General features: G+C 68.1%; 17 protein-coding genes. 10 read left to right on the forward strand and 7 right to left on the reverse strand.

Features of this window, described 5'->3' with window-relative positions; translation table 11 throughout:
* Positions 1-22 precede the first annotated feature (22 nt).
* The 3 genes from ON39_RS12910 (at position 23) to ON39_RS12920 (ending at position 2,762) form a co-directional block, all read left to right on the forward strand.
* The gene (locus ON39_RS12910; protein WP_040733992.1) at positions 23-946 is read left to right on the forward strand and encodes an SAM-dependent methyltransferase; all 924 of its coding nucleotides are present in this window, start codon (positions 23-25) and stop codon (positions 944-946) included.
* Entirely contained in the window at positions 943-2,364 is a 1,422-nt protein-coding gene (gene argH, locus ON39_RS12915) for an argininosuccinate lyase (protein WP_040733994.1), read from the forward strand. Before ON39_RS12910 ends, argH begins: the two co-directional genes overlap by 4 nt.
* Before the next feature lie 74 nt (positions 2,365-2,438).
* Positions 2,439-2,762, forward strand: a complete 324-nt coding sequence (locus ON39_RS12920; protein ID WP_040733997.1) for a DMT family transporter — start codon at positions 2,439-2,441, stop codon at positions 2,760-2,762.
* A 56-nt stretch (positions 2,763-2,818) separates the two neighbouring features.
* Here ON39_RS12920 and ON39_RS12925 read toward each other — a convergent pair whose 3' ends face one another.
* Positions 2,819-3,376: a Uma2 family endonuclease gene (locus ON39_RS12925; protein ID WP_040733999.1), complete on the reverse strand. Its 558-nt coding sequence runs from the start codon at positions 3,374-3,376 to the stop codon at positions 2,819-2,821.
* 416 nt (positions 3,377-3,792) lie between these two features.
* On the opposite strand from ON39_RS12925, the gene ON39_RS12930 reads away from it, so the two are divergent.
* Genes ON39_RS12930 through ON39_RS12940 form a run of 3 tightly spaced genes read left to right on the forward strand, consistent with a single transcriptional unit; the run spans position 3,793 to position 6,721 of the window.
* The gene (locus ON39_RS12930) at positions 3,793-4,596 is read left to right on the forward strand and encodes an ATP-binding cassette domain-containing protein (protein ID WP_051186557.1); all 804 of its coding nucleotides are present in this window, start codon (positions 3,793-3,795) and stop codon (positions 4,594-4,596) included.
* Positions 4,597-4,642: 46 nt separating this feature from the next.
* Positions 4,643-5,704, forward strand: a complete 1,062-nt coding sequence (locus ON39_RS12935; protein WP_040734000.1) for an ABC transporter permease — start codon at positions 4,643-4,645, stop codon at positions 5,702-5,704.
* A gap of 42 nt (positions 5,705-5,746) precedes the next feature.
* Entirely contained in the window at positions 5,747-6,721 is a 975-nt protein-coding gene (locus ON39_RS12940) for an ABC transporter substrate-binding protein (RefSeq protein ID WP_040734001.1), read from the forward strand.
* 54 nt (positions 6,722-6,775) lie between these two features.
* Here the strand turns inward: ON39_RS12940 and ilvA are convergent, their stop codons facing one another.
* Together ilvA and ON39_RS12950 are read right to left on the reverse strand one after the other, a co-directional pair.
* Positions 6,776-8,005 carry a threonine ammonia-lyase gene (gene ilvA, locus ON39_RS12945; protein ID WP_083894406.1) on the reverse strand — a complete coding sequence of 410 codons (1,230 nt, stop codon included), beginning with the start codon at positions 8,003-8,005 and terminating at the stop codon, positions 6,776-6,778.
* A 77-nt stretch (positions 8,006-8,082) separates the two neighbouring features.
* A complete protein-coding gene (locus tag ON39_RS12950) occupies positions 8,083-9,252 on the reverse strand; it encodes a serine hydrolase domain-containing protein (protein ID WP_040734002.1) in 1,170 nt (389 codons plus the stop codon).
* A gap of 172 nt (positions 9,253-9,424) precedes the next feature.
* Between ON39_RS12950 and ON39_RS12955 the strand changes: the two genes are divergently transcribed.
* The 3 genes from ON39_RS12955 to ON39_RS12965 all read left to right on the forward strand — a co-directional run bounded on the left by ON39_RS12955 (position 9,425) and on the right by ON39_RS12965 (position 12,467).
* Positions 9,425-10,147, forward strand: a complete 723-nt coding sequence (locus ON39_RS12955) for a GntR family transcriptional regulator (protein WP_040734005.1) — start codon at positions 9,425-9,427, stop codon at positions 10,145-10,147.
* An 86-nt stretch (positions 10,148-10,233) separates the two neighbouring features.
* Positions 10,234-11,739: an NCS1 family nucleobase:cation symporter-1 gene (locus ON39_RS12960; RefSeq protein WP_040734008.1), complete on the forward strand. Its 1,506-nt coding sequence runs from the start codon at positions 10,234-10,236 to the stop codon at positions 11,737-11,739.
* The gene (locus ON39_RS12965) at positions 11,739-12,467 is read left to right on the forward strand and encodes an aspartate/glutamate racemase family protein (RefSeq protein ID WP_040734012.1); all 729 of its coding nucleotides are present in this window, start codon (positions 11,739-11,741) and stop codon (positions 12,465-12,467) included. The genes ON39_RS12960 and ON39_RS12965 overlap by 1 nt, the downstream gene beginning before the upstream one ends.
* 8 nt (positions 12,468-12,475) lie before the next feature.
* Here the strand turns inward: ON39_RS12965 and ON39_RS12970 are convergent, their stop codons facing one another.
* A complete protein-coding gene (locus ON39_RS12970; RefSeq protein WP_040734014.1) occupies positions 12,476-12,826 on the reverse strand; it encodes a hypothetical protein in 351 nt (116 codons plus the stop codon).
* 246 nt (positions 12,827-13,072) lie between these two features.
* On the opposite strand from ON39_RS12970, the gene ON39_RS12975 reads away from it, so the two are divergent.
* Complete coding sequence (locus tag ON39_RS12975; protein ID WP_040734016.1) at positions 13,073-13,591, forward strand: hypothetical protein; 519 nt, start codon at positions 13,073-13,075, stop codon at positions 13,589-13,591.
* On the opposite strand, the gene idi is transcribed toward ON39_RS12975, so the two are convergent.
* From idi to ON39_RS12990, 3 genes are all read right to left on the reverse strand, one after another.
* The gene (gene idi / locus ON39_RS12980; protein WP_051186552.1) at positions 13,569-14,141 is read right to left on the reverse strand and encodes an isopentenyl-diphosphate Delta-isomerase; all 573 of its coding nucleotides are present in this window, start codon (positions 14,139-14,141) and stop codon (positions 13,569-13,571) included. The genes ON39_RS12975 and idi overlap by 23 nt on opposite strands.
* Positions 14,138-15,010 (reverse strand): geranyl diphosphate 2-C-methyltransferase, encoded by an 873-nt coding sequence (locus ON39_RS12985; RefSeq protein WP_040734019.1) that lies wholly within the window; start codon positions 15,008-15,010, stop codon positions 14,138-14,140. Before ON39_RS12985 ends, idi begins: the two co-directional genes overlap by 4 nt.
* Positions 15,011-15,100: 90 nt before the next feature.
* Positions 15,101-16,245: family 2 encapsulin nanocompartment cargo protein terpene cyclase (locus tag ON39_RS12990; RefSeq protein ID WP_255219265.1), on the reverse strand; the 1,145-nt coding region annotated here is incomplete at its 5' end.

Here is a 16,245-nt window from a genome sequence, read left to right on the forward strand (position 1 = left end):
GCTCGACCCGAAGGGAGCGACGATGCGGACCGATGACGACAGCTGGGACATCGTGAGCAGTGTGGGTGCGACGGCTCTCGGCGTCGCGGCGCTGCGCGCCGGCGAAAGTCGGCGTGCCGACGCGTTGTTCCACGATCCGTACGCCGATCTGATGGTGAGCGCGGTCGGCTCGCCGGCCTGGACGCGATTGAGTCGGCGCGACATCGGCGACATCGACCAGGACGCGGTGCGTTCCTATGGCGCGCTCGGCGACCTGCTGGTGGCCCGCACCTGCTACTTCGATGACTATCTCGATGCGGCCGCCGCGGCGGGCGTCCGGCAGATCGTCATCGTGGCCGCGGGGCTCGACGCTAGAGCGTATCGACTCGACTGGCCATCCGGCACCATCATTTTCGAGCTGGACCAGCCGAAGGTGTTGCAGTTCAAGGCGTCTGCGCTGGCCGCGCAGGACGTCGGGCCTGCGGTCGATCGGCGCGCGGTCGCGGTGGATCTGCGAGAGGATTGGCCCGCGGCGTTGCGCGACAAGGGTTTCGACGCGGATGTGCCGACCGCGTGGCTGGTGGAGGGATTGCTGCGCTACCTGCCGGCGGACGCGCAGGATCGGCTACTGACCCACATCGCGGCGATGAGCGCGCCGGGCAGCCGGGTGGCGCTCAATACGACGCCGGGCAACCTGACGTCGAATATGCAAGAGCAGGAAGACAACCGCGACCGGATGCTCGCCGCGCTGAACATCGACCTCGACGTCGACTCGCTGTGGTATCCGGCCGAGGGGCGCACCGATCCCGTCGAGTGGTTCGACGGACAAGGCTGGATGGCCGTCCGCGCCGACCCGGCCGCCGTGCTGATCGACCGCGGCCGCGACGTGCCCGACGACGTCGCGGCGGAGATGCGCAACCACCTACTGATGACCGCAACCCGACCCGGAGGAGACAGCACACCATGACGCAGAGCGGCAGCACGAACACCGGTGCGCTCTGGGGCGGGCGCTTCGCGTCCGGACCGGCCGAGGCGATGGCGGCGCTGAGCAAGTCGACGCACTTCGACTGGGCCTTGGCGCCGTACGACATTCGCGCCTCCAAGGCGCACGCGCGGGTGCTGCACAAGGCCGGGCTGCTCTCCGAGGGCGACCTCGCCGGGATGCTGGCCGGGCTGGATCGGCTTGCCGCGGACGTGGATTCGGGCGCGTTCGGCCCCGCCGACTCCGACGAGGACGTGCACGGCGCGCTGGAGCGCGGGCTGATCGACCGCGTCGGCGCCGAGCTCGGCGGGCGGCTGCGGGCGGGACGGTCGCGAAACGACCAGGTGGCCACGCTGTTTCGGATGTGGCTGCGCGACGGGGTGCGCCGGGTCGCCGCCGGTGTGCTCGACGTGGTCGACGCGCTGGTCGCACAGGCCGGCGCACACCCCGACGCGGTGATGCCGGGCAAGACGCATCTGCAGGCCGCGCAGCCGGTGCTGCTCGCGCATCATCTGCTCGCGCACGCGCATCCGCTGCTGCGCGACATCGATCGGCTGCGCGACTTCGACAAGCGGGCGGCGGTGTCGCCCTACGGTTCCGGTGCGCTGGCCGGCTCCTCGCTCGGGCTCGATCCCGAGGCGATCGCCGCCGAACTGGACTTCGACGGGTCCGCCGCCAACTCGATCGACGCCACCTCCTCGCGGGACTTCGCCGCGGAGGCCGCGTTCGTGCTCGCCATGATCGGCGTCGACCTCAGTCGCATGGCCGAAGAGGTGATCCTCTGGAGCACACCGGAATTCGGCTATGTCACCCTCGCCGACGCCTGGTCGACCGGGTCCTCGATCATGCCGCAGAAGAAGAACCCCGACGTCTCCGAGCTCACCCGGGGCAAGGCGGGCAGGCTCATCGGCAACCTCACCGGACTGCTCGCCACGCTGAAGGCGCAGCCGCTGGCCTACAACCGGGACCTGCAGGAGGACAAGGAGCCCCTGTTCGACTCGGTCGCGCAACTGGAGCTGCTGCTGCCCGCCATCGCCGGGCTCGTCTCCACCCTCACCTTCCACACGGACCGCATGGCCGAACTCGCTCCCGCCGGGTTCACCCTCGCCACCGACATCGCCGAATGGCTTGTCCGCCAGGGTGTTCCCTTCCGGGTCGCGCACGAGGCCGCCGGTGCGTGCGTGCGTGCCGCCGAGGCCCGCGGCGTCGGGCTCGACGAACTCACCGACGAGGAGTTCGCCGCCATCGATCCGGCGCTCACGCCGCAGGTTCGCGAGGTGCTCACGGTGCAGGGCTCCATCGCCTCTCGCAATGCCCGAGGCGGCACCGCGGGTACGCAGGTCGCCGTCCAGCTCACCGAGATCGCCGCCACCACAAAGCAACTCCGCGCGTGGCTCGGCTGAGTACACGGATCTGACGGGCCGCCCAGGGACGACGCGCTGGCTTGCTGGTGCGGGGTACTCGTTACGCTGCGGCTATGACCTTGTTGCTGCTCGCTATCGCCATCGCCTCCGAGGTGACCGCTACTGTCTCGCTGAAGTTGTCGGACGGGTTCAGCAAGGTCGTGCCGTCGATCGTCGTCGTGGTCGGGTATGTCTGTGCGTTCTGGTTTCTTTCGCAGGCGTTGAAGCGGGGGATGCAGATCGGGGTGGCGTATGGGATCTGGTCGGCGGTCGGGGTGGCGGTGATCGCGGTCATCGGGGCGTTGTTCTTGGATGAGCGGTTGACGTTGGTGCAGGTCGGGGGGATTGGGTTGGTGATTATCGGGGTGCTCGCGTTGGAGTTGGGTGGGGCGCACTGACAGTGGACGAGCGTGCCGACAGGCCGTGTGAGCCTGTCGGCACGCCGACTGTGCGCTTAGCGAAACTCTTTGGTCTCGAGGTCGAAATCGAACGGCGCGGGCAGCCGCAGCGAGGTCCCGAACTTGGCCTTGGCGATGTGTTGGTACTCACCGTCGGCAGGCCCCCAGTGGATCGCCACCTCCGCGAAAAGCCGGTCGACGAGCAAGTACGCCGGGATAGCCGCTTGCGCGTAGGCATCGCGCTTCACGACTCGGTCTACTTCCGCGTCGCGTGCGCCGCCCGAGGTCACTTCCAGGATCATCAGCACGCCGGACGGATCAGACCACGGCGGCTGATCGAAGAAGTACTCGCGCGGCGCGACCGCACCGTCGACGCGGGCACGGCTCTCCCGGTATGCCGGGATCCGGAGTCCGCGTTCGGGTAGCAGGCGCAACTCGGGGCAGTGGTCGCGAATCTGATCGCCGATGAGCATTATGTAGGAATCATGCTCACCATCCGGGACCGGAACCACGTAGATCCTTCCATTGATCAGCTCGACGTCAACCTTTTCGGACGATGCGCGCTCCAGTACCCCGAACTCCTCGAGGGTCACATCGGCGTCCATGCTGCTCATATGCCCAGGGTAACTGGGCGGCGCGGTTTCAGTCCGCTGGTCGTCCGCCAGCAGGTGTCGCGCCGCGGTCCATAGGCTCATTCCCACCCCTCGGATCGCTTCGAACTTGTACGTTCCATTCAGCAACTCCTCCTACTCGACGGACAGGACGGTGGTGCATTTCCTTTGACGTGCGACTTCGCCAGATGGTTCCCGCGAGGCTGGACGGATTTCAGTACTGAAACCGGAGCGTCGGCGTTCCACTACCCGACACGGTGCGCACTCGGACATTGAGTACATTGTTTTCGCATCCGGGTAAAGCGATTTCCGTTGCGGCGCTAGCATTTTGCCGAATACGTCCCATGAAGTAGCAAGCGAACGTAGCATCGGGCGATGGATTGGACGTTTGCTCAGCTGCGCGTGCGCGGATGTGGCCGATGACCTCGTACGATGCGGCGAAACCGGCCGGCGAGCCGGGCGAATCCGCGGTCGCGTTGCGGGCCGAGGGACTGGTGAAGCGCTATGGCGGCGTCGAGGCGCTGCGCGGCGCGAATTTTCAGGTGAGCGCGGGCGAAGTGGTAGCGCTGATCGGCGACAACGGCGCGGGCAAATCGACGCTCGTGAAATGCCTTTCCGGCGCCGAACAGCCCGATTCCGGCCGGATTCTGCTGGACGGCAAGCCGGTGGTGCTGAATACGCCGACGGCGGCGCGCAAACTCGGCGTGGAAACGGTGTATCAGGATCTCGCGGTCGCGCCGGATCTGGACCCGCCCGCGAACCTGTTCCTCGGCCGCGAACTGGTCCGCAAGGGGTTGGCGGGCAAGCTCGGCATGCTGGACCGGACGGCCATGAGAGCCCAAGCGGTAGAACACTTCCGGCGTCTCGGCGTCACCTTGCAGAACACCGATGTGCCGATCGGTTCGCTGTCCGGCGGGCAGCGCCAGAGCGTCGCGGTGGCGCGGGCGGTGATGTGGGCGAGCAAGGTGGTGTTCATGGACGAGCCGACCGCCGCGCTCGGCGTCGTCCAGCGCGAGCGGGTGCTCGATGTGATCCGCCGGGTTCGCGATCAGGGCATCGCGGTGGTGCTGATCAGCCACAATATGCCGGAGGTGCTGTCGGTCGCGGACCGCATCGAGGTGCTCCGGCTCGGCAAGCGGGTGGCCAGGTTCACCGCGGCCGACGCCACGCTCGAGCAATTGGTGGGCGCCATGACCGGCGCGCTCGCACAGGAGGAGGCGTGATGAGCCACAGAGGCGCAGCCTCGCTCGTCCGGAGACGGGATATCGCATGAGTGAGGTCGAGTCCGTCGCCGTCGACGGAAAAGACAACGGCAACGGCGCGGTGGATCTGCCGAAACGCACTGCCCTGCAACGCCTCATGGGCGCGAGCACGGTCTGGATCGGCGTCGTGCTCGTCGCGCTGTGCGTGGTGTTCAGCGTGCTGCGCCCCGACGCGTTCCCCACCCGCTTCACCTTTCAGACGCTGCTGATCGAAACCTCGGTGCTGCTGGTGCTTTCGGTGGGCATGACGTTCGTGATCATCACCTCCGGCATCGACCTCTCGGTCGGCATGGTGCTGATCTTCGCCGGGGTGATCGGCGCGAAGACGATGGAGGCGATGAGCCCGGATCAGGACGCGACCAACGCGGGCTGGGGCGTCATCGGCGTCGGCTTCCTGCTCGCCGTTGCGGGCGGGGGTGTTTGGGGTCTGGTCAACGGACTGCTAGTGGCCAAGGCCAAGATTCCGCCGTTGATCGTCACGCTGGGCTCGTTCGGCGCCGCGCTCGGCGCGGCCCAGCTGATCACCGGCGGTGTCGACACCCGCACGGTGCCCGAGAAGCTGCGCAACACATTGGGTTTCGGCACCACCCTGGGCGGCGTGCCGAACTTGGTGCTGGTCGCCACCGTGGTCACCGTGCTCGCCGCCTGGGTGCTGCACACCACGCGGTTCGGCCGCTACACCTACGCCATCGGCTCCAACGAGGAGGCCGCGCGACGCTCCGGCATCGCGGTGACCCGGCACCTGATCACGGTCTACTCGCTCACCGGCGTGCTGGCCGGCCTGGCGGGCTTCATGAATCTGGCCTACTTCGGCACCACCACCATCGGCGGGCACACCACCGACAACCTGGATGCCATCGCGGGCGTGGTCATCGGCGGCACAAGCCTTTTCGGCGGCGTCGGCTCGATCGTCGGCACGGTGATCGGCGTGTTCATTCCGTCGGTGCTGAAGAAGGGTTTCGTGATCGCGCAGGTGCCGGTGTTCTGGCAGCCGATCGCGGTGAGCGTGGTCCTCGTCGCGGCGGTCTGGTTCGACCAGCTGCGCCGCCGAGCCCGCGATCGGAAGTAGGAATTCGACAGTGGAACAACACAATACGGCGGAGGTAGCCAAATGAGGGTGGCGAAGCGGACAGCGGTGGTGATCGGCGCGATGGTGTCGGTCGGCGCGCTGCTGGTGTCCTGTAGTGGGCAGGTGAGCAATTCGGGCAGCGGCGACAGCAAGAAGCTGGTGCTGATCCCCGGTGTCGCCGACGAGCCGTTCTACATCTCCATGCAGTGCGGCGCGCAGGACGAGGCAGCCAAGCTCGGCTACAAACTGGATACGCAGGCGCCCACCAAGTTCGACGCCGGGTCGCAGACGCCGGTGCTGACCGGCGTGGTGGCGAACAAGCCCGGCGGCATCCTCATCGCGCCGACGCACGCCACCGCCATGGCCAACCCGATCAAGCAGGCCAAGGACGCGGGCATCAAGATCGTCGAGGTGGACACCGCGCTCGACGACACTTCCGTTGCGCTGTCGTCGATCTCGTCGGACAACAAGAAGGGCGGCGCGCTCGCGGCGCAGACCCTGGCGAAGCTGGTGGGGGACAAGGGCCCGGTGCTGGTGATCAACACCAAGGCGGGCACGTCGACCACCGACGCGCGGGCGCAGGGCTTCGAGGAGGCGGTCAAGAGCTTCCCCGGCATCACCTCGCTCGGCGTGCAGTACAACAACAACGAAGCGGCGCAGGCGGCCTCGATCGTGACGGCGACGCTGGCCGCCCATCCGGACCTGGCCGGCATCTTCGCCACCAACCTGAGCTCGGCCGAGGGCGCGGCCACCGGCCTGCGCAACGCGAACAAACTCGGTCAGGTCAAGCTGGTCGGCTTCGACGCCAGCCCCAAACAGGTCGAGGACCTGAAAGCCGGTACGGTGCAGGCGCTCATCGCGCAGGATCCGGCGGGCATCGGCGCGAAGGGCGTCGATCAGGCCGTCGCGGCGATCGAGGGCAAGCCGGTTACCCGCACTATCCAGACCGACATGATCGCGATCACGCAGGCGGACATGGACGCCAACTCGAAGTATTTCTACAAGCGCAAGTGCTGACGGCCGGATGAGGGGCCGACCGGGCGCGCGGCGCCCGGTCGGCACATCCGAAGGTCAATCCGCCACGCGGACAGAGTATTCCGCGTTGGCGAGCGCCTCGAGCACGTCGTCGCGGTGGGTCGGTCCCCGGGTCTCCAGGGTGAGGGAGACCTCGACTTCGTCGAGCGCCAGCCAGGTTCCGGTGCGGGAGTGGGAGACGTCCACCACGCTGGCTCCGGTCTTGCCGACGACGGCGAGCAGCGCGCTCAAGCCGCCCGGCCGGTCCGAGATCGTCACGCGGACGGCGAGATAGCGCCCGGCCGCGCTCAGGCCGTGCCCGATCAGCCGGGTGAGCAGCAGCGGGTCGATATTGCCGCCGGACAGGACCGCGCAGACGGGTCCTTGCAGATCGAGTTCCGTTGCGGCACAGCTCATCAGGGCCGCCACGGCCGCCGCGCCCGCAGGCTCGACGATCAACTTCGCCCGCTCCAGGCACAGCAGCAGCGCCTTGGACAAAGAGTCCTCGTCGACGGTCAGCATCGTCGGAACATGCTCGGCCACATGGACGAACGGCACCTGTCCGGGCTGACCGACGGCGATGCCGTCGGCCATGGTCGACATCCGGCCGACCCGCACCGGCTTGCCCGCCGCCAGCGAGCCGGGCCACGCCGCGGCCTCCTTGGCCTGCACCCCGACCACCCGCACCCCGGGCGCCAGATGATGCAGCGCCACCGCCATGCCGGCGAGCAGCCCGCCGCCACCGGTCGGCACGAGCACCGTGCCGACGTCCGGGATCTGCTCCAGGATCTCCAGCGCCACCGTCGCCTGCCCGGCCACGATGTCGGGGTGGTCGAACGGATGGATGAGCGTCGCGCCCGTGCGCTCGGCGAACTCGATGGCCGCGTCCAGCGCGTCGTCGATGACCTCACCGACCTGCCGGACCTCGGCCCCGTACGCCTTGGTGGCCGCGAGCTTGGGCAGCGAGGCGCCGACCGGCATGAAGACGGTGGAGGTGATGCCGAGCGAGGACGCCGCCCAGGCCACGCCCTGGGCATGATTGCCCGCGCTCGCCGCGACGACGCCGCGCGCCCGATCCCGAGCCGGCAGGTTGGCGATCCGGTTGTAGGCGCCGCGTGGTTTGAACGACCCGGTTCGCTGCAGGTTCTCGCACTTCAGCCACACCTCGGTGCCCGCGCGCTCGGAAAGCACGCGCGAGGCCACGATGGGCGTCTTCCGGATCACGGGCGCCAGCAACTGCGCGGCAGCCTCGATCTGCTCGATACCGACCAAGTCCATGGCGCCCATGCTGCCATCCCGGCCTGGATACGTCCCACCATTGCCCGCCGGGTCTGTCTGGCCGGTGAGACACTTTCCGGCGACGCTCAAGCCCGCTTGGCGAGGTTGTGCGCGAGCGCGCCGAGGCGGGACAGGCGGGCGTCGCCCAGGGGCGTGAGGCGACCGCCGAGGCGGTTGGTGACGAAGCCGAGCGACATGCCGGTGGCGGGGTCGGCGAAGGCGCCGGAGCCGCCGAGGCCGAAATGGCCGAAGGCGGAGACCGGGTCGGCCTTCGACGGTTTCATCGGCACGCCGTGGAAGCCGAGCGCCCACGGAACCCGCAGGGCGAGAACATAATCCGGGGTGAAGATCTGACGCTGCGACATCAGCTCGATGGTTTCCGGACGCAGCAGTTGATAGTCGTTCAGCCGGCCGCCGTTGGCGAGCGCGCCGTAGAGCCGGGCGATGGAGCGGGCCGTGAAGACGCCGTTGAGGCCGGGCATCACCGAGTCATGCAGGCGGGGATCGGAGAGCAGGTCGGCGAAGCCGTTGGGGGTGGTGTCCATCGCGGCCGCGAACCTGGTCCTGCTCAGGATCCGCGCGCTGCGCTCCCAGCTCAGGCGCGCGACCGTCAACCGGGGAAAGTTGGTGGCGATGCGGCCGCGCTCGGCCTCCGGCACGCGAAACCAGAGGTCCTCCGCCCCAAGGGGTTCCGCGATCTCGGCGCGCACCACCTCGGTGAACTCGGCACCGGTGACCCGGCGCACGAGCTCGGCGACCAAGTGCCCGTAGGTGATTCCGTGGTAGCCGCTGGTGACGAGGCGTCGCGGATCCGGGTCCGCCGCCGCCAGCGCCGCGGTCACGGCCGCGTCGTCGAAGAAGCGCTCGAACGGGCCCGGCAGCAGTCCGCGCAGGCGATGCAAACCCGCACGGTGGGTGAGCAATTCGCGGACCGTGATGCGCTCCTTGCCCGCCGCGGCGAACTCCGGCCAATAGCTCGCCACCGGCTCGTCGTAGTCGAGCAGGCCCCGCTCGGCCAGCCGGTGCATTACGGTGCTGGCTACGCCCTTGCTCGTGGAGAACGCCAGCGCCATCGTGTCCCGCTCCCACGGCACCTCCGGCCGCGCGAACCCCGCCCAGACATCGACCACCGGCTCACCGTGCAGATACACCGCCAGCGCCCCACCGCCGTCACCGGCCCGCCGGAACAACCGATCGAACTCGGCGACCAACGTCGCGAACCGGCGATCAACGAACTGTTCTGCCGAAACCGTCATCGGAAACCCTCTGTAGTACGTGTATCGAATCAGTACGTGCGACCAACCCACCATTACACGACGCGGCTCCCCGTCTCGATTCGCACACCCGGCCGGTCGGTTCTGTGCAGTCGTTTCCTGACCGTCACACAGGTGAGCGCAACCGCAACACGCCTGCCCTAGCGTGGCTCGCATGCCACCGAGACGACGTTCTGCGCTGCTCGCCAGGTTGGTCGCCGAGACACCCGGCCGCCCGCGGGTGATCCTCGGTGAACTGCGCCGAGTGATCCTGGACGGCGCGGTGCCGCCACGCACCGTGATCCCGCTGCGTGAGGTGGCCGAGCTGTTCGGCGTGAGCCATATCCCGGTCCGTGAGGCGCTCAAGACGCTGATCGGGGAGGGCCTGGTGACCCATGAACCGCACGGCGGCTACACGGTGGCCCAGCTGACCGCCGCCGAGCTACGCGAGATGTACATCGTCCGGGAGACCTTGGAGACCGCCTCGCTCGCCGCGGCCGCGCTGCACGCGAGCGACGAGGACCGCGCGGAGCTGATCGCCGTGAACGAGCAACTGCAGCAGGCGATCCGTGAGGACGATCCCGGTGCGTACCATCGCCGGTCCCGTGATTTCCACGCCGCGCTGACCAGGCCGTCACGCATGTTCCGGCTGCTGCACATGCTGGAGTCGGCGTGGAACGTGACCGAGCCGGTGCAGTCGATGGTGCACATCAGCCGGGGCGATCGGGTGCGCCTGCACACCGATCACGCGTCGATGATGGACGCCTTCCTCGCCCGCGACGTCGATCGCCTGCTGCTCGTCGCCGAACGCCATCACCGCAGGCTCGAGACGGTCATCGCGACCCTGCCGACGGACACGGGACTGCTCGCGCCGGAAGATATATCTGTCGCGCAATAGCCGGGAAATAACGGCGCAATGGCCGGGCAACGCCGAATTCGTACCGTCGTCTCGATCGTATTTTCACCTCCCGGACGGGAAAACTCATGACCGAAACCATCGCGGCACCGGACTCCGCACCGCCGCCTCTCGCCGGATCACCCGATATCACCCTCGGCTACGACCCACGGCTCACCAACGCCGACCTCGCCCCGTTGCGCGAACAGAGCTGGAGCTCGTACAACATCTTCGCGTTCTGGATGTCGGACGTACACAGCGTCGGCGGATACGTCACGGCGGGCAGCCTGTTCGCACTCGGCCTGGCCAGCTGGCAGGTACTGGCGGCGCTGCTGATCGGCATCACGATCGTCTACTTCTTCTGCAACCTGGTGGCGAAGCCGAGCCAGGTGACCGGCGTGCCCTATCCGGTCATGTGCCGCAGCGCCTTCGGCGTGCTGGGGGCGAACATTCCCGCGGTCATCCGGGGCTTGATCGCGTTGGCCTGGTATGGAATCCAGACCTTCCTGGCCTCGGCGGCGTTGGATGTCGTACTGGTGAAGCTCTTTCCGGGTCTGGCGCCCTACGCGGTGGTCGAAGACTATGGCTTCCTGGGCCTTTCGTTGCTGGGGTGGGGGAGCTACCTCGCGCTGTGGGTGGTGCAGGCGTGCGTGTTCTGGCGCGGCATGGAGTCGATCCGCAGGTTCATCGACTTCTGCGGGCCTGCGGTCTACGTGGTGATGTTCCTGCTCTGCGGATACCTGATCGCGAAAGCGGGTTGGGGCGCCATCGATCTGAACCTCGGTGCCGTGAAGTACACGGGCTGGGACTCGCTGCCGGTCATGCTCGGCGCCATCGCGCTGGTGGTGTCCTACTTCTCGGGGCCGATGCTGAACTTCGGTGACTTCTCCCGCTACGGAAAGACTTTCGCCGCGGTGCGCCGGGGCAACCTGCTCGGGCTCCCGCTCAACTTCCTGCTGTTCTCACTGCTGGTGGTGGTCACCGCCTCGCTGACGGTTCCGGTCTACGGCGAGCTGATCACCGACCCGGTCGCCACCGTCGCCCGCATCGACAGCACGTTCGCGATCGTGTTGGGGGCGTTGACCTTCACGGTCGCCACCATCGGCATCAATATCGTCGCGAACTTCATCTCGCCCGCCTTCGACTTCTCGCACGTGAATCCCCAGCGGATCAGCTGGCGGGCGGGCGGCATGATCGCCGCGGTCGGCTCGGTGCTGATCACCCCGTGGAACCTGTACAACAATCCCGAGGTGATCCACTACACCCTCGAGGTGCTCGGCGCTTTCATCGGTCCGCTGTTCGGCGTGCTCATCGCCGACTACTACCTGGTGCGCAAGCAGCACGTGGTGGTCGACGACCTGTTCACCATGTCGAAGGCCGGAAGCTACTGGTACCGAAGCGGTTACAACCCGGCGGCGGTGCTTGCGACGGCAGTGGGCGCGTTGATTGCGGTCGTCCCGGTGTTGGCCGGCGACGTGACCGGCATGCACACCGCCGCGCAGTACAGCTGGTTCATCGGCTGCGGCGTCGGCTTCGCCCTCTATTACCTGGTGGCGACGCGGACACGGCTCGCGGTGCGGAAAGCGCCGGCCTGATGCGCATTCGCCTGGTCAACCCGAACACCACGCGGGCGATGACCGACCTGATCGAGGAGTGTGCCGCGGCCGTGGCCGGTCCAGGCACGCTCCTCGACGCGGTGACCGCCGAGATGGGGCCCGCCTCGATCGAGAGTCACTACGACGAGGCCCTCAGCGTGCCCGGTGTGCTCGCCGCCATCCGGCGCGGCGAGGAGGAGGGGGTCGACGGCTATGTGATCGCCTGCTTCGGCGATCCAGGGCTGGATGCCGCGCGAGAATTGGCCGCCGGCCCGGTGATCGGCATCGCGGAGGCGGCCATGCAGACGGCCAGCCATGTCGGCCGGGGATTCAGCGTCGTCACGACCTTGCACCGCACCGTGGGGCGCGCCGCCGATCTGGTGGAACGATATGGGCGACAACGTTTTTGCCTCGGCATCCACGCCTGTGAGCTACCTGTGCTCGCGCTCGACACGGATCCGCGAGCCCGCAAGATCGTCACCGAAACCTGCCGGGCAGCGGTGGAGGCCGACGGCTCCGACGCGATCGTGCTCGGCTGCGCGGGGATGGCCGATCTGTGCACGCACATCCGCGACGAGGTCGAGGTGCCGGTGATCGACGGGGTGGCGGCGGCAACGCTGACCGTGCAGTCGTTGCTCACCCTCGGCCTGCGTAAGTCCGGTAGGGGAGAGTTCGCGGCCCCGCCGCCCAAGCCGTACTCCGGATTGCTTCGCTCGTTCGAGCGGTGACGCGGACCTCAGGCCGCGGCGGCGGTCTGCAGCTTTCGCAGGGCGGCGTCCGGGTCGTCGACGTCTACGACGATGCGCGTGAACGGGGCGCCGGAGAGTTCGATGCGCAGGGCGCGTCCGTCGAACCTGGTGTCCCAGAACTCTTTACGGCCCTTGCCGCGAAAGGTGCCCGCGGCGATGACGCCGGGGAAGAAGGTGCCGGGGGCGCGGACCCAGGGTGGGCGGCGGTCGACCTCGGCCTTGGTGACGGCGGTGATGTTCGCCAGGTCGAAGGTGATGCGTTCGCGCAGCGCGAGGACCTGGTGTCCGCCGATCACCTGGATCGTCACTGTCGTACCGGTGACCTCGAGTTCGACCATCACGCACCTCATTTCGCCGACGACTCTTACGGCCACCACAATGCCGGGCCGACCTGGTCGTAGCCTGTGCCGTTCCTATGATTTCTCTCAGGGTTTCGACATGTTGTTACTTAGATATGCGCATCTAAAAATATGGTTGCGACAAGCGGTCAAGGCTCGTAACCGCGTGTGTCGGACCAGAGCGGCAGGGACGGTATGGGATTCTCACCGTGCCCGTTTCCGCAGGCCCGCGAAAGAGGTGCCGAAGTGACGCTGGGAAAGATCGCCACCACAGCCGCCGTAGCCGCGGCGTTGCTCGCACCGTTCGACACTCCCGCCGCCTCGGCGCTCCCACCCGCAGGCACCTGCGCGAACGGCGAGTTCCGGTGGACGGCGGTGGACGGCGGAATCGGCATGACCCCGCACACGCTCACCTTCACCTCCGTCGGCGTGCTGCGCGACTGCACGGGCGGACCCGAGGACATCACCGGCGGCACCTTCACCGGCACCCATATCGCGATTTCGGACTGCTTGCGCCCGGCCGACGGCCCCATCACGGTCGACGTGCTCTGGTCGAACGGCGAGACGAGCAGGCTGCAGGGCCCGTGGCCGGTGACCATGCAGCAGCCGACTATCGGCACACTGGAGGTCGTCGACGGCCTCGGCCAAGGCAGTCGAGTACGGATCACCGCCGACTACGAGATGACGCCCGAGATGATCGGCGGCTGCCTCGGCCTAGGAGTGCGCACCGGCGCCGGACGGCTCAGCGCTGCCACGTTTCAGTGAGCGCTCGTTCGGCGAGGTCGAGCACGCCGCCGAGCCACGGTGTGTAGGCCGCCGGGTCCTCGGCCATGGCTTCGCGCAGCTCGGCGGGTTGAATCCAGAGGTAGTCGGCCACCTCGGCCGGATCGGGGCGCGGGACGCCCGCGCTGAGCCGGCCGACGAGAACGTGGTCCCACTCGAACTCGACGCGCCCGGTCGAGGCGTCCTCGGCGCGATACCGGTACACGCCCACTTCGGTGAACGACGTGGCCAGGCCCATCTCCTCGGCCAGGCGCACCGCCGCGGCCGCCGCGACGGGCTCGCCCGGCGCGGGGTGGCCGCAGCAGGTGTTGGCCCACTGCGACGGGAAGCGGGTCTTCACCGCGGCCCGCCGCTGCAGCAGCACCCGTCCGTCGTCGTCGAACAGCAGCACCGAGAAGGCGCGGTGCAGCTGTCCGGGCGCCTGATGAGCCCGCGACACCGGGCAGGTGCCGACCGCGTGCCCTGCGTCGTCGACGAGCTCGACGGGCAGGGCCTCGCGGTCGGTGATCGCCTGGGCGAAGGTCTCGGTCACCTACCCACCTTATCGGCGGCGATCAGCAGGTATTGGAAACTGCCCTCCTGGTACGCGGTCAGGAAGGGGCGCTCCACACCGGTCGCGAGCTCGGATTTCGTCCGCAGCTCCCAGTACGGAATGGTGTCGGGCGTGAGGTCGATCACCTCGATCGGGACCAGGTTGTTCGCGGCCATCGCGCGGAAGTACTCGCCGCGCGGGTGGATCATGCAGCCGTAGTGCGCGTCGATCCAGCTGACCGAGGACGAGCGGCCACCGGTCACATCGTTGGAGCAGCCGGTGATGCAGACGTAGCGTCCGCCTGGCTCGAGCAGCCGGGAGAACTCGCGGAACAGGTCGAACAGGTCGACGTACATGGTGGTCTCGTTGGTCCAAATGCCGCGCATGGACCCGGGTTCGAAGCCGGTCTCGAGCATGTTGCGGAAGTGGAACCGCACCTTGTCCGCGACGCCGCGCTGCTCGGCCTGCTCGTTGGCGAACCGGACCTGGTACTCGGAGATGGTGACGCCGTCGACCTGACAGCCGAAACGCTGGTTGGCCATGAAACTCGTTCCGCCACGGCCTGATCCGCCGTCCATCAGGCGCTGGTCGGGCCGCACCGGGCCGAGGTGGTCGAGCAGCAGCTGCGCCTGCGCGGTCTCCAAACGGTGCAGTTCCTCGACGATTCGCTTCTCGCGGGTGTCCTGTGGCCCGTCCAGTACCGAGAGATCGGGTTCGCCGATGCCGTAGTGGTGATGGTAAAGCCCGTCCACCTCACCGAGTTTCGTGTTGACCCGGTCGTCGTTGGGGTTGTTGTTCCAGTACGCGGCGACGGACTTCTGGTAGGTGGTCTGGAGCACAGCATCGGTATCCGGATTGAGAACGGTCATGCCAATTCACCCTTTCTCGTTGCAGCACTGATCTATTCGCCGGCCTTGTCGGGGAAGTGCGGGCGCGGTGTTCCTCTGTGCGCGATGTCGCTACGTGTCGGAGTAGCGCTTGCTCTCGGCGTGCCAGGCGCGGCTGCCGCCGAGCCATGCCCACACGCCGGTGAGATGCCGGCGTAACTCGGGGGATCCGAGGGCAGCCAGCGGGGCCGCCTCCAGCTCGACGCGGCGCATCAGTTCGTCGTGCAGTTCGGCGGTGCGCTGCACGGCCTCGCGCCGCGTGCAGCCCTCCTCGGCGACCAGGACCGTCGGAAGGTTGAATTCCCTTCCGTCCGAGAGGTCTTCGCGTGCCATGGAGTACAGGTCGTTCACCAGCTGGCTGGCGAGCGCGGCCGTGGTGATCACCCGGCGCACCCTCGGGTCGGTGTATTCGGCGGCCTGGAGTTCGTAGCCGCCGACGATGTCGATCGGCGCCATGCAGGGCAGGAAGCTGTGCGGCTGTCGGTTGATGAGGTACTCCCAGGCCTGCGGCTTCCGGCCCGCCTGCCGCCACCCCGCCTCGGCGCCGAGCGCGATGAACCAGCCCGCGATCTCCGTGCGCAGCCGGGCGAGCTGCGCCGGTGTGCCGTACCGGGCCAGGTGCTCGCAGCCGCCGCGGAACGCGCGCAGGATCGGGTCCGCCCGCAGCGCCTCCTCGGCTCGCGCGGCGTAGCGTGCGGGCAGATGGACGGGATCTATTGCGGCGGCCGCGAGTTCGAGGCGCGGGCCCAGTTCGGCCTCGGCGGTGGACGGCGTTCCGTCGGGTGCGACGTCGGAGGCGCCCACGTCGCAGTAGTAGTCGTCCACCGCCCACTCCGCGACGGCGCACTTCGCCGCGGCGAGCAGCCGGTCCGGGTCGTCGCAGTCCGGATGGGCCAGCATGATCAACCGGCCGAAGCCGGCCTTGCGGAGGTCGTCCAACTTGCCCTCGTACAGGCCGATGTCCTCGGCCCAGTCGATGATCAGTTCATTGACGACCTCGCCCAATGCGGGGTCGTCCCGCATCGGCGGCGGACAGTAAAGCGGGGGAATCCGCGATCCGGTGCCGGTGTCGCGCCGGGTCGACGCAGTGCCCAAACCGGTTGGGCCGGAAGGGATGCGGCTCTCCACCGGCTCGGCGGCCGTTGCCGTGGAACCGGACGGTATCGCCGTGGGTGCGTCGGCCGGAACGTGCGGCTCGACAAGTGCGCGGCCCGATG

This window comes from Nocardia tenerifensis NBRC 101015 (assembly GCF_000308715.1).
Classification (GTDB): Bacteria; Actinomycetota; Actinomycetes; order Mycobacteriales; family Mycobacteriaceae; genus Nocardia; species Nocardia tenerifensis.

Coding starts and splice junctions, on each gene's coding strand:
- ON39_RS12910 (WP_040733992.1), top strand. CDS start 23: ATGCGGACCGATGACGACAGCTGGGACATCGTGAGCAGTGTGGGTGCG.
- argH (WP_040733994.1), top strand. CDS start 943: ATGACGCAGAGCGGCAGCACGAACACCGGTGCGCTCTGGGGCGGGCGC.
- ON39_RS12920 (WP_040733997.1), top strand. CDS start 2,439: ATGACCTTGTTGCTGCTCGCTATCGCCATCGCCTCCGAGGTGACCGCT.
- ON39_RS12925 (WP_040733999.1), bottom strand. CDS start 3,376: ATGAGCAGCATGGACGCCGATGTGACCCTCGAGGAGTTCGGGGTACTG.
- ON39_RS12930 (WP_051186557.1), top strand. CDS start 3,793: ATGACCTCGTACGATGCGGCGAAACCGGCCGGCGAGCCGGGCGAATCC.
- ON39_RS12935 (WP_040734000.1), top strand. CDS start 4,643: ATGAGTGAGGTCGAGTCCGTCGCCGTCGACGGAAAAGACAACGGCAAC.
- ON39_RS12940 (WP_040734001.1), top strand. CDS start 5,747: ATGAGGGTGGCGAAGCGGACAGCGGTGGTGATCGGCGCGATGGTGTCG.
- ilvA (WP_083894406.1), bottom strand. CDS start 8,005: ATGGGCGCCATGGACTTGGTCGGTATCGAGCAGATCGAGGCTGCCGCG.
- ON39_RS12950 (WP_040734002.1), bottom strand. CDS start 9,252: ATGACGGTTTCGGCAGAACAGTTCGTTGATCGCCGGTTCGCGACGTTG.
- ON39_RS12955 (WP_040734005.1), top strand. CDS start 9,425: ATGCCACCGAGACGACGTTCTGCGCTGCTCGCCAGGTTGGTCGCCGAG.
- ON39_RS12960 (WP_040734008.1), top strand. CDS start 10,234: ATGACCGAAACCATCGCGGCACCGGACTCCGCACCGCCGCCTCTCGCC.
- ON39_RS12965 (WP_040734012.1), top strand. CDS start 11,739: ATGCGCATTCGCCTGGTCAACCCGAACACCACGCGGGCGATGACCGAC.
- ON39_RS12970 (WP_040734014.1), bottom strand. CDS start 12,826: ATGGTCGAACTCGAGGTCACCGGTACGACAGTGACGATCCAGGTGATC.
- ON39_RS12985 (WP_040734019.1), bottom strand. CDS start 15,010: ATGACCGTTCTCAATCCGGATACCGATGCTGTGCTCCAGACCACCTAC.